The 11876-nt window shown below is 42.5% G+C and carries 9 protein-coding genes and 1 pseudogene; 6 read left to right on the top strand and 4 right to left on the bottom strand.

What is annotated here, in order from left to right; genetic code table 11:
- Nucleotides 1-19: 19 nt before the first annotated feature.
- The 3 genes and pseudogenes from BCU94_RS19745 to deoD form a co-directional block, all read left to right on the top strand.
- Nucleotides 20-219, top strand: a pseudogene (locus BCU94_RS19745) (hypothetical protein); the annotation flags it as partial.
- Nucleotides 220-693: 474 nt separating this feature from the next.
- Nucleotides 694-1920 (top strand): NupC/NupG family nucleoside CNT transporter, encoded by a 1227-nt coding sequence (locus BCU94_RS05500; protein WP_102475853.1) that lies wholly within the window; start codon nucleotides 694-696, stop codon nucleotides 1918-1920.
- A 56-nt stretch (nucleotides 1921-1976) separates the two neighbouring features.
- Complete coding sequence (gene deoD, locus BCU94_RS05495; protein WP_102436360.1) at nucleotides 1977-2687, top strand: purine-nucleoside phosphorylase; 711 nt, start codon at nucleotides 1977-1979, stop codon at nucleotides 2685-2687.
- Nucleotides 2688-2861: 174 nt separating this feature from the next.
- Here the strand turns inward: deoD and BCU94_RS05490 are convergent, their stop codons facing one another.
- On the bottom strand, nucleotides 2862-3113 hold the full coding sequence (locus BCU94_RS05490; protein WP_102475883.1) for a hypothetical protein: 252 nt from the start codon (nucleotides 3111-3113) through the stop codon (nucleotides 2862-2864).
- Nucleotides 3114-3658: 545 nt separating this feature from the next.
- Between BCU94_RS05490 and BCU94_RS05485 the strand changes: the two genes are divergently transcribed.
- Together BCU94_RS05485 and BCU94_RS05480 are read left to right on the top strand one after the other, a co-directional pair.
- Complete coding sequence (locus BCU94_RS05485) at nucleotides 3659-5437, top strand: transporter (RefSeq protein WP_102475852.1); 1779 nt, start codon at nucleotides 3659-3661, stop codon at nucleotides 5435-5437.
- 299 nt (nucleotides 5438-5736) lie between these two features.
- Nucleotides 5737-6171: a hypothetical protein gene (locus BCU94_RS05480; RefSeq protein ID WP_102436356.1), complete on the top strand. Its 435-nt coding sequence runs from the start codon at nucleotides 5737-5739 to the stop codon at nucleotides 6169-6171.
- A gap of 170 nt (nucleotides 6172-6341) precedes the next feature.
- On the opposite strand, the gene BCU94_RS05475 is transcribed toward BCU94_RS05480, so the two are convergent.
- From BCU94_RS05475 to BCU94_RS05465, 3 genes are all read right to left on the bottom strand, one after another.
- Nucleotides 6342-7412, bottom strand: coding sequence for a polysaccharide lyase family 7 protein (locus BCU94_RS05475; RefSeq protein ID WP_102436354.1), 1071 nt, complete (start codon nucleotides 7410-7412; stop codon nucleotides 6342-6344).
- A gap of 74 nt (nucleotides 7413-7486) precedes the next feature.
- Nucleotides 7487-8737: an alginate lyase family protein gene (locus BCU94_RS05470; protein ID WP_102475882.1), complete on the bottom strand. Its 1251-nt coding sequence runs from the start codon at nucleotides 8735-8737 to the stop codon at nucleotides 7487-7489.
- 345 nt (nucleotides 8738-9082) lie between these two features.
- Nucleotides 9083-10024 (bottom strand): polysaccharide lyase family 7 protein, encoded by a 942-nt coding sequence (locus BCU94_RS05465; RefSeq protein WP_102475851.1) that lies wholly within the window; start codon nucleotides 10022-10024, stop codon nucleotides 9083-9085.
- Nucleotides 10025-10307: 283 nt separating this feature from the next.
- Between BCU94_RS05465 and BCU94_RS05455 the strand changes: the two genes are divergently transcribed.
- Nucleotides 10308-11867 carry a polysaccharide lyase 6 family protein gene (locus tag BCU94_RS05455; RefSeq protein WP_102475849.1) on the top strand — a complete coding sequence of 520 codons (1560 nt, stop codon included), beginning with the start codon at nucleotides 10308-10310 and terminating at the stop codon, nucleotides 11865-11867.
- Nucleotides 11868-11876 lie beyond the last annotated feature (9 nt).

Below are 11876 nucleotides of genomic sequence, written 5' to 3'. Positions count from 1 at the left end.
ATTAATAGTCACAATTATTGCCGACAGTGATGAAGTGTCCCTTGATGTGGGCTTTTACTATATGGCTAACGCCATGGGGCGATTAATCGGTACGGTATTATCTGGGCAGTGTTTCAGTTTTATGGTCTAGAAGCCTGCTTGTGGATCTCTGCGGCCTTTGTTGCTATTGCAGCAGGGCTATCGACCAAGTTACCTGTGACCAAACTGAATACGAACTGATTTATCGTTACAGTTACCGCAGTGCTATTTAATGGTCATTCTAAATAAAAAGCCCGTTTAACGGGCTTTTTCATCTTCATCTATCTTATTTGAATCATTGTTCTTGTTTGAGTACTTCGAAAGTGAAGCATTTTGGGGCTAATTTTTAACGTTTTTTAGTGTTGTAAAATTACTTAATTGTAATCATTTGATCGGATAAAGTGACATTTTATTCTGTTTGAAATCACGCCGCTATTGATTCAGTTGGCCACCCTTGTGAGGTTGATGTTGGTGATGTTTTTAAGTTGTAATTTGATTGCTACCTGTCTGCTCCTTATGAAGGCGCTATTTAGGCTTTGTGTTGTTATTTATAAGGCGTTATCAGGCTTTTAATCGTCTAATAAAAATAATCATCCCGACTGGTATCTATTGCTTGAGTCCGTGCCATTGCTCGCTAAACTGCTCGTATCGTAGAGTTTAGTGAGTTAAAAATGTATGGATATTTTCATCAGTTTACTAGGCATGTGTGCCTTGATTGGTTTAGCTGTTTTACTGTCAGAACGAAGAAAGGCTATTAACCTAAGAACGGTTATCGGTGCGTTAGCATTCCAAGTCGCCTTTGGTGCATTTGTAATGTACGTGCCAATGGGTCAAACCATATTGGATAGCGCTTCTAATGGCGTGATGCACGTTATTAGCTACGGCAATGAAGGCTTAAGCTTCGTGTTTGGTGACTTAGCCAAATTCAGTGTTGGATTCATCTTCTTAATTAACGTGTTATTTATTGTGGTATTTATTAGCTCGCTCATCGCCGTGCTGTATTACCTTGGCATCATGCAGCTGTTTATTGGCATTATTGGCGGCGCATTATCAAAAATACTTGGCACTAGCCGCGCTGAGTCCTTATCGGCAACCGCCAATATTTTTGTGGGACCGATTGAAGCCCCTTCAATGGTGCGTCCTTTTGTAAAACACATGACCCGCTCAGAGCTATTTGCAGTGATGACTGGCGGTTTAGCCTCTGTTGCTGGTGGCACCATGATTGGTTATATCCAAATGGGCGTTGATATTAAGTACGTGCTGACCGCTGCCTTTATGACTGCACCAGCAGGACTGTTGTTTGCCAAAATTATGTGGCCAGAAACTGAAACGCCTCGCAATGACATTGGTAAGGTCATGGATGAGCAAGAAGACAAACCGAGCAATGTACTTGATGCTGCCGCCAATGGCGCAGCGATGGGCATGCAACAGGTGATGATGGTTGCTGCGCTACTGATTGCATTTGTGGGATTGATTGCAATGGTTAACGGTCTTATCGGTGGCGTAGGTAGTTGGTTTGGTATTGCAGATCTAACGCTACAAGCCATCTTAGGTTACTTATTAGCGCCACTTGCATGGTTAATGGGTGTGCCTTGGTCTGAAGCGACCCAAGCGGCTTCATTTATCGGCCAAAAAATGGTGATTAATGAGTTTGTTGCCTATCTCGACTTCTTAAAAGTGGCTTCAGAGCTGTCGCCAAAAACCCAAATTATTATCAGTTTTGCCCTTTGTGGCTTCGCTAACATTGGCTCACTCGCCATGGTGATTGGCGGTTTAGCGGCATTGTGCCCAGAGCGTCGTCATGACCTAGGTGAAATTGGCATGAAAGCCTTAATTGCCGCTGCACTAGCAAACTTAATGAGCGGTACTATTGCCGGTTTATTATTTAGCTTAGCCGGCTAATAACCTTAATTTTTTACGCCTGCTTATCAGTAGCAGGCTTTTTATTGGAGTAACACATGACCCCACATATTAATGCCCCAGAAGGTGCTTTTGCTAAGACAGTTTTAATGCCTGGCGACCCTCTACGTGCTAAATATATTGCTGAAAACTTCCTTGATAACCCTAAGCTAGTGACTGATGTTCGTAACATGCTGGGTTATACCGGTGAGTTTCAAGGTAAGCCGATTTCAGTTATGGGTTCTGGTATGGGCATTCCGTCAATCTCTATCTATGCTAAAGAGTTGATCACCGAATACGGCGTTGAGAACATTATCCGTATCGGTTCTTGTGGCGCTGTGAGCGATAAAATTAAATTGATGGATGTGGTTATGGCAATGGGTGCAAGCACAGACTCAGCGGTTAACCGTTCGCGCTTTGCTAATACCGATTTTGCTATGATTGCTGACTTTAACATGTTGCGTTTAGCGGCTGATGCAGCTGAAAAACAAGGTGCAAGTTACCATGTCGGTAACCTATATTCTTCTGACTTATTTTATAGTGCAGATGAAGAACGTTACGACCTAATGGAAAAGTACGGCATCTTAGGCGTTGAAATGGAAGCCGCTGGGCTTTACGGCGTCGCTGCGGAATACGGCGCTAATGCATTAGCAATGATGACAGTGACCGATCATTTAAGACAAGGTTTACACTTGAGCGCTGAAGAGCGTCAACAGACCTTGAATGACATGATCAAGCTGACATTAGAAGCGGTAAGCCATTTAGACTAATGATGATAAGTGCTTACCTGGATGTAAACGCTAGGTGAGACTGCTTGTTAGTATGAAACCGTTATGCCACCCAATACCTTATGGTAATGGGCGGCATTTTTTATGGGCTTTATCAGCAGCGGGTCGATTAGCTTGTTAAGCGATGACTTGAATAACGCAGCGACTTAATAGACTTTATTTCATGGTTACCTTGCCGCCAATCATCTTAAAGGCAGGGGTACCACGAACCAAGGTGTCTCTAGCAAAAGTGCTTTCACATTGCGGACATATACATGGGCTGGTGGTGTAATCATTTACAATGCGCTCTTTAAAGCATTTTACTAATGCGCCTTTACCCCCTTTGCGGTACTTAAAAAGTTGGGTTTTACATTTGCCACAGAAGATATCGACAGTGCGACTAGGGCCTTTAGGGTTGGGTTTTGCCATTAAAGTCTCATTCAGTAAGGTTAGCGACATCTTTTAAGCTGCTAATTGAGAAAGTGTGCAACGCACTTAGGTGCTATTTTAATGCTTGTTGCTGTCACTTATTATGAGTGCAGTGCTGTCAAACTTTTTGAATATTAATTAAGTGTATTTTACACACATAACAGCTTTTTGAGGTGGTTTGAAAGTGACTTTGTTTAATCTTCGTGAGTGAAATCTCTCTCTAAATAGTTAATAAATACTACAATTGGGTGGTTGTGGTGAAAGAGTAACTACTCTTAACTGTCATAATGTAATAATTATTTGTGTTTTTTCTTTAAGATAAAATGTGTGAACTCACTCACTCAAACTTGATATACTACTGTTTTTTATCGTTTTATTTTCTTTTTTGTTTTTGTTGAAAATGAATCTAAATCATAAAATGCGACTGCAAATAAAATAGCCGAATAACTATTATGTGTTTGATCACACATTTGCTATATTGTAGTACAATTAAATGGGGCTTTTAGATTATAGTCAACTCAAGCGTATTAGATTAAGGTTGAACAATGGAACTTAACACGATTGTTGTCGGAATATATTTCTTATTCCTGATTGGTATTGGTTGGATGTTTAGAACGTTCACTAACAATACAAGTGATTACTTCCGTGGCGGCGGAAACATGCTGTGGTGGATGGTTGGTGCATCGGCGTTTATGACGCAGTTTAGTGCTTGGACCTTTACCGGTGCTGCAGGTAAAGCGTACACCGACGGTTTTGCCGTCGCAATATTGTTCTTAGCCAATGCCTTTGGCTACCTGATGAACTACCTCTACTTCGCTCCTAAATTCCGCCAACTTCGCGTTGTTACCGTAATTGAAGCCATTAGAATGCGCTTCGGTAAAGTTAACGAGCAAGTGTTTACTTGGACTGGCATGCCAAACAGCGTTATTACCGCGGGTATTTGGTTAAATGGTTTGGCTATTATTGCCTCTGGCATCTTTGGCTTTGACATGACCACCACCATTATCCTAACGGGTCTTGTGGTATTAGTGATGTCAGTGACTGGTGGTTCTTGGGCGGTTATCGCCTCAGACTTCTTGCAAATGCTGGTGATTATGGCCGTAACCGTTACTTGTGCGGTAGTGGCAATTATTCAAGGTGGTGGCGTAAATAACATCATTGAAAACTTCCCAACTGAGTCATTCATTGTTGGTAACGACATGAACTACTTGAGCATCTTTGCTATGTGGGGTGTGTTTATCTTCTTAAAGCAGTTCAGTATTACCAATAACATGCTGAACTCATACCGTTACCTTGCTGCAAAAGACTCTAAAAATGCCCGTAAAGCAGCATTGTTAGCGTGTATTTTAATGACCATGGGCCCATTAATTTGGTTCATGCCAAGCTGGTTTATAGCTGGTGAAGGGGTTAACTTGGCACTGGCTTACCCAGATGCAGCTGGCAAAGCCTCTGATTTTGCTTACCTTTACTTTGTAGAAACTTACATGCCTGCAGGTATGGTTGGGTTATTGATTGCGGCCATGTTTGCAGCAACCATGTCTTCTATGGATTCTGGTCTGAATAAGAACTCAGGTATTTTTGTTAAAAACTTCTATGAGCCGATTGTTCGCCCAACAGCGAACGAGAAAGAGCTAGTGGTGGTTTCTAAGCTAACCTCTACTTTCTTTGGTGTTGCGATTATCTTGGTGGCATTGTTTATCAACTCGCTCAAAGGGTTAAGCTTATTCGATACCATGATGTACGTGGGCGCCTTGATTGGTTTCCCGATGACTATCCCTGCTTTCTGTGGCTTCTTTATTAAGAAAACGCCGGACTGGGCTGGTTGGGGTACCTTAGTTGTCGGTGGTTTTGTTTCATTCTTTGTGGGCTTTATTATTACCCCAGAAATGATAGAAACTGCGTTTAACTTAGACAATCAGTTAACCTCTCGTGAGTGGTCAGAGCTTGTGGTTGCCATTGGTTTAGTGGGTCACTTAGTGTTTACTGCTGGCTTCTTCGTGGCATCAACATTGTTCTACAAGCCATTAACTGCAGAGCGTCAAAAAGATGTAGATAAATTCTTCGAGAACCTTGATACACCGTTGATTTCAGAAGGTGAAGAGCAGCAGAAATTAGATAACAAGCAACGTAAAATGCTCGGTTCACTGATTTCGGTGGCAGGTATTGGGATCATGTCGATGTTCTTCATTCCTAACGAAATTACCGGACGCTTTATCTTTATCTTGTGTGGCGGCATTGTACTTACCGTGGGTCTAGTGTTGATTAAAGCGGTAGACGACAAGATTGAAGATGCAGCCCTTGAGGCAGAAGCAAGCAATAGCTAAGCTTTAAATATGGTTAGATTGAACCGTTAACTCAGTTCCCTACAAAATGTTGACCATGAAAACCACCTAGTTATCTAGGTGGTTTTTTTTTGGCTATTTGCCAATGGGAAATTGAGTTTTTCAAACTTGGTTTGCTGATTTAAAAAGATTAACGTTGTAATTAGAAGTGAGTGTTGGCCATTAAGCCTACTCGTTATTTCGATTTCGATTTTGATTTGCTAGAGTACTTATTAATCAATAGCTTTGCTGAATGTACAGTCATTGGCTGGCTATAAACGTTATGTTCTAAAGGGATTTAGATGCAAAGAAATAATTTACTTATTGTTGCTGCGTACTTAAGCTTTTTCGCTGCGTTATTACACATCGGCTGTATTTTCGGCGGGCCGGATTGGTACCGTTTTTTCGGTGCTGGAGAGGGGATGGCGCAGATGGCTGCAGCTGGTGACTCATACCCAACGATAGTCACGCTTATCATCGCTGCTATTCTAGCGGGCTGGGGCTTTTACGCCCTATCTGGCGCTGGGGTTATCTTCAAACTTCCTCTATTAAAAACCTGCTTAGTCTTAATCTCCGCAGTGTATTTAGTGCGCGGTATTGCAGGGTTAATTGTACCGTTTTTCACATCCGATCCCCTGGTGCACCAAAACTCGCTAACATTTTGGGTTGTCAGTTCTGTCATTTGTTGTATTTTCGGTGCTTATTACCTGCTGGGCACAATAAGGTTATGGCGATAGGTTTTTAGTTATCAAACTTCGTTTGCAGTTTAAAAAATCAAGATCTCAAGCTCGAAATTAACGATAAATGCTAGCTAATGAGTGTTATTTTTAGCCAAAAAAAGCCAGCTTGTCGCTGGCTTTTTTTGGCTTGTAGCTGGCTTAGTTACTGACTTAAATGACCCACAACACTACTGTTTCAAGTTCAGCTTATAAAAACTCACTTGGGTGTAATCTCCTGCGGCGACGCCGTTGTTAGTGCATCCCGTGCCCCAAACTGGGTGCGCAGTACCTTGATTACATTGGTTATAAGCACCGGCTTTAAAGTACATGTTGTCGCTGCCATAACCTTGGTCAATGGGGTGACCTGGGTAAGGCTGACTTAAATCGGTTTTAAATACCTTGGTTTGGGCGGCATCAGTACCGGGATTTTTGACAAAGGTTAGCGTCATCAAGCTGCCGACAACATTGACGTCATAGCTAAATAGCTCCCCTAGCTTGATGCCATCAACAGGGTCGTCACTTTGCTTGGTTAACGTATCGCTGCCCCAAATTGGAATAGGGATATCGTAGCGTTGGTCTATATCTGCTGGGTAAACTTCATAGTTCCAAAACAGTGAACCATATTCATGGTTTGGCATTTTGCGGTAGTAAATTTTAAGTGGTTCAACTTTACTTGATCCATGAATTTGGCCAACCACCACCGAGTGGGATGGGAATTTACTGTCATCGCCACTAACACTAACCCAATCAACCGCAACGGTGGCACTTAACTGGCCGCCGATAGCGCCATAAGCTTGCTTGTTAGGGTGAGTATCAATGACAAAGTTATTGCTTGGGTGCTTGGGGTTGACCTTGGTCCCTTCACCATTGAGCATGATCCGCAGTTCAGAGCGGGCATTGGCGCTGTTTTTAGTAGTGGGTGCTGTGTTAGGTGATGCCATTACCATGGCGCCAGTTTCAGGGTGGCTGTAAAACCAAAAGTGGTTAGTGTACGGGCGCACGCTATCGTTAAGTTCATCCACTTCAATTTCCATTACTTGACCTTGGCGCGCAGGGCGATGATCAGGAATAGGCAGATTGATTTTCATTTGCGATAAATCAAAATTTTGCGCAGGTGCCAGCGTCGGGCTTAATGCTTGGCTGAGTTTGGCTTTGTAGGCTTGCTGCTGAGTGGCTAAGTCTGTGGCGGCATAGGCGCTTGAACAAAGCCCTATTGTCATCGCTGTAGCAATGGTAGTTTTTATTAAACGGTGTGGCATCTTGCCTCCTGTTTGACACTATAAATAACACACCCAGTAGCGTTTGCGACTGGGTGTTAGGATTTTATTAATGATTATTGCTTGTGATAAAGCAGCTCAATGTCACGCTGCTCCCACACTTCGGCTAAGTTCTTTTTAACGCTGAACTGGCTAAAGTCGGTGTCTTTGGCAAGCTTTATCCACTCAGGTTTATTCAGTGACTCACCGGCTTTTAAGTAGATGCTAGTCATGCGCTCAACGCGGCGACGGTCATCTTTTTGTGAGTAAGGCCATTTCACTGCGGGATCATGGTAGTTGGCCATTAACTGGATACCTTGAGCCATCGAGCCGCCTTTGTCGTTTTCATAGTTCCACAAATCAACCCCGACTTTTTCACCGAGTTCAGCAATGCCCACTAATGGCACAATACTGAAATAGTGATAATGGTAGGCACGAGTACGCTCAATCTCATGGGGTTGTGAGCCGTCAGCTTCAAACTGGGTATCAACCCGCATTTTTCCTTTTTGCACCATCTGTTTAGTCAGGTGATCATTACCAATAAAGTAAGCGATGCTGGCCACTTGGAAGTCATACCAAGTGCCATGGTTATTAGCCGCTGCCGCCTCACCTTTAGGGCCGCCAGACAGATCATCAACAATTAGCCAATCTAAGTACTCGCTGTACCACTGCTTAATTTGCTGCTCATCTTGTTCAGTCCAATGCTTTGATTGCGACAAAATAGCAATGGCATCTAGCATTCTGTCGGCAAGGGTGCGGGTATCAATAATACCGCCTCGACGTCCTTCTGCTCTGCCGGGAACCCCTTGACCGTAGTTGACGTTAGGGTTCATTTTAGTGGCTTCATTCAAGAACCATGTACGCACAAATTCGATGCCTTTTTTGGCATAGGCTTCATCTTGGCTAAAGTAATACGCTAAGGCGACCGCGCGGGTTGAGCGGGTAAAGTTACCAATGCGTCTAGAGTCAGTTTCTGTGGTTTTTGAGGCTGGGTTGGTTTTGCCATCGTGGCGGATCCACGGCAAACCATCAGCTTTGGTTTCATCTGGCCACCAATAAGGGCTGATACTCATGTAATCATGTTTGTCGCCACTTGGTGGAGTCATGCCTTTTTCAGCCACACTAAAAGGCGCTTGTTTCATGGCGATGTCGGCTTCTTCAAGCAAGCGTTCATAAGCTTGCTTCATTGAGGCGCTAGCATCTTTGCTTTGAAGGATGGTGCGATTTTGCTGCAAAACATCTTCATTTAAGAACACAAAATCGGCGGCTTGTACTTGGTGACTGAGTGCTAATGCACTTATAAGTAGTGCAATTGGGCGTAGGGTCATTTGGGTCACAATATCATCCTTCATAGAATTTGTTATAAAGATTAAATAATACAAATAGGGTAGTTGTCTAGCGGTTTCGATGCTGTGATCCAGATCTTATTGTATTGTGTTAATGGCAAACTATTGCGCCATTTGCTACTAACTTAGGTTTATTTGGTTTTTAATTAATGGTTTGAGTGTAGTCTTATATGGCGTCAGCCACTGCTTATATAAGGTTTATAGTAAATAGTGCTGCTAACCCTTATTGTAAATTTGTCATACATTAATGCGGCGTTTGGGCTGAATGGAATTAACGCTTATAAGTTAATGGCAGCCTTATATTACGGCTGCCATTTACGTTTAACGCTACTGGTGCTGGATTGTGATCTTGTCAAATGACACTTCAAAAATCTGATTTTGGTAGTCTTCGTCAGGTTGGATTTGCGGATAAATTCCAGCTTTGAAGTAGTAAGTCTCCTCTAACCAAGCTTCTGTTAAGCTGTAATACTTACCGTCTTTTGCCAGTACAGGCTCGCCCCAAGCTAGGGTTCTTGCTGTGGTGGTATTATTGATCTCAGTGGTGATTGTTAATCCTTGCTGGTTGGCCACAATGTCATAGTGCCACTGAGTACCGGCATCCACTGTGCCTAGTTCAACACTGAACGACTGGCAGCTATCACAGCTGTCGTTATTAGGGGCAAAGCTATCGTTCAAAATGGCGCGGATTGGTTTGTTTGGTCCATCCCATTGCAGTTTAACCAGTGCTTGTTTTATTTGATAAGCGTGGATTTGGCCGACAATCACTTTAGGATCTTGGCCATTTATCTGTGGGTATTGCTCTATGCGCAGGCTGCTTGATAGTTGATGTTGTTGATTTATAGCCCAGTTTTGATTGCTGCTACTGCAAGGGTCTTGGGTTTGATAGTGATATAGCTCTCTTAATTCTGAACGTACATAAGATGAATTGATGGTAGTCGCGCCACTATCACCTAAGTTGACCTGAAAATACATGCGCTCATCACTGTCATCAACCCAGAAGTAGGGTTCGTTGGTGTCGTTTGATAGTCGAGTTTTACCGCTACAATCAGCTGGAATTAGCTCTGCGGCAGAGTCGCCACCCGTGCCGTAGTAATCATCTTTACTCACAGGTAGGGTGAGTTTCCATTGATCTATGTTCCAGCTGCAACTTTCACATTCTTCGGGCGGAACCGTTTCTTCAGGCGGAACCGTTTCTGAACTGCCACCTCCGCAAGCAATTAGCATAAAAATAACACTGGTTAAAAGCGGCACTGATGTCTTTTTAGTCATTTTTTATCCAAATCCCCTCTAATTAATAAATAATACAATAGATCCAGTGCTTTTTGATTGCTATTATCCGAACCATAAATGTGACCCGCGTCAAAAAACAAGATTAACGTTTTTTGACTTAAATGGTCAAGTTTTTTAAGTTGCTGTTTTTTATGGTTTATATGGTTTAATTTTGATTGTTGCACTTTTGATAATAAAAAAGTTTAAAAAAGTTTGCGCAATATCACAGATATGATGCGACAAAAATAAAACAATAACATAATACAAATAAGGGGGCGGTTTAATGAAGATTAGCTTAATTGCAGGTTTAGTTACGTTAAGTTTACTGGGCGGATGTGCCACCGAAAACTATTCAAAAGTTGATGAGGGTACACAGACTAATAAGGTCGCAATAGACAATATTGTTGCTCACGAAAAAGCAGTGATTACTTCAGGCTCAATCAAGGCCATTGATAGCGCAGCGTTAAAAAGCAAGCTGGCTTCACTTGCTGATGGGGAAGAGTTAATTCTTGAACCGGGCAAATATGCTGATTTAGGTCGTCTCGATATCACCGCGAGTAACGTTGTTATTAAAGCAAAAGTACCAGGGCAAACTTGGTTTACCGGCTTAGTGCAGCTAAACCTTGTGGGTAACAATATTACCCTCGATGGTGTGGTCTTTACCGAAGGTGGCCCTGCTGAGCGTATGGGCGGCATCACTTTCCGCGGTAATAACAACACTCTACAAAACTCGATGTTTTACTTCTTCAATGATAAATACGCTTATCAGCCAGATTCTAAGCGTGATGAATATCCAAAGTATTTATGGTTATCGCTTTACGGCAAAAACAATCAATTATTGAACAACACCTTCGAAGGTAAGCATAAACGCGGCACCTTGATAGGTATTCAGAAAGCTAAAGGTGACGAAACTGCAGATAACCATGTCATTAAAGGTAATTTGTTTTATGACCAAAAGCATAACCAGTATGAAGAGTTCGATATTAGCGATGCGATCCGTTACAACTCAAATAGTTGGGAAGCCATTCGTGTCGGCGATTCAAAAAGCTCAATCTATCCATCAAAAACCACCATTGAAGGTAACCTATTTTACGAGTGTGATGGTGAAACAGAGTTAGTGTCATTTAAGTCAGCTGGCAACGTGCTACGTGGTAACACCATTATTAACAGCGCTTCAATGGTGTCATTGCGTCACGGTATCAACAATGTGGTTGAAGACAATGTCATCCTTGGTAATGGCAAACGTTACTCAGGTGGTATTCGCTTATATGACGAAGGCCATATTATTCGTAACAACTACATTGAGCGAGTCATGGGTACCGGCAATGTCCGTGGTGGCATCGCCATTAATACCGGCATTACCGATGTGCAACAAGGTGAGCGATTAAGCCAAGACGTCAAAGGTAAAGGCTTAAACAAACAAGCGACGCCAAACAAGGTGTTAATCGAAAACAACACTGTTATTAACTCGCGTCAAAACGTCTTATATTCAGACAAAAAACACCGCGTAAGCCTCTATGACAATCAAAAAGTATCGACGGTATTTGCTGGTGTCGATATGACCTTTAATAACAACTTATCTTACGCCGCAGTGAAAAAGTCTTTAGCCCTAAAAGGTAATGATGAAGTAGCTAAGCTGGTTAACCCTACCTATAACAACGAAGTCTATTTTGGTCCTATCCAAGCGGTAGATTTACCAGCAGAAGGTATTAGCACTGCTGAGCCAAAGCTTATTGTTGCACCGAATGGTTTGCTTGAAGCGGCAGATTTAGATGTGGGCGCGAAGGGCTTAAAAGTACTGACCATGGCAGATGTTGGTGCCAGTTACACAATCCAAAAGTAATGCAAAAAA

Source organism: Shewanella sp. 10N.286.52.C2 (genome assembly GCF_002874545.1).
In the GTDB taxonomy this organism is placed as follows: domain Bacteria; phylum Pseudomonadota; class Gammaproteobacteria; order Enterobacterales; family Shewanellaceae; genus Shewanella.
The sequence above is the reverse complement of the archived record's forward strand: the minus strand, read 5'-3'. Positions and strand labels throughout refer to the sequence as shown.

Bases quoted from the DNA above. Each gene is read 5' to 3' on its own strand.
- BCU94_RS05465 (WP_102475851.1), bottom strand. From the start codon at position 10,024: ATGACTAAAAAGACATCAGTGCCGCTTTTAACCAGTGTTATTTTTATG.
- BCU94_RS05490 (WP_102475883.1), bottom strand. From the start codon at position 3,113: ATGGCAAAACCCAACCCTAAAGGCCCTAGTCGCACTGTCGATATCTTC.
- BCU94_RS05485 (WP_102475852.1), top strand. From the start codon at position 3,659: ATGGAACTTAACACGATTGTTGTCGGAATATATTTCTTATTCCTGATT.
- BCU94_RS05475 (WP_102436354.1), bottom strand. From the start codon at position 7,412: ATGCCACACCGTTTAATAAAAACTACCATTGCTACAGCGATGACAATA.
- BCU94_RS05480 (WP_102436356.1), top strand. From the start codon at position 5,737: ATGCAAAGAAATAATTTACTTATTGTTGCTGCGTACTTAAGCTTTTTC.
- BCU94_RS05455 (WP_102475849.1), top strand. From the start codon at position 10,308: ATGAAGATTAGCTTAATTGCAGGTTTAGTTACGTTAAGTTTACTGGGC.
- BCU94_RS05470 (WP_102475882.1), bottom strand. From the start codon at position 8,737: ATGACCCTACGCCCAATTGCACTACTTATAAGTGCATTAGCACTCAGT.
- BCU94_RS05500 (WP_102475853.1), top strand. From the start codon at position 694: ATGGATATTTTCATCAGTTTACTAGGCATGTGTGCCTTGATTGGTTTA.
- deoD (WP_102436360.1), top strand. From the start codon at position 1,977: ATGACCCCACATATTAATGCCCCAGAAGGTGCTTTTGCTAAGACAGTT.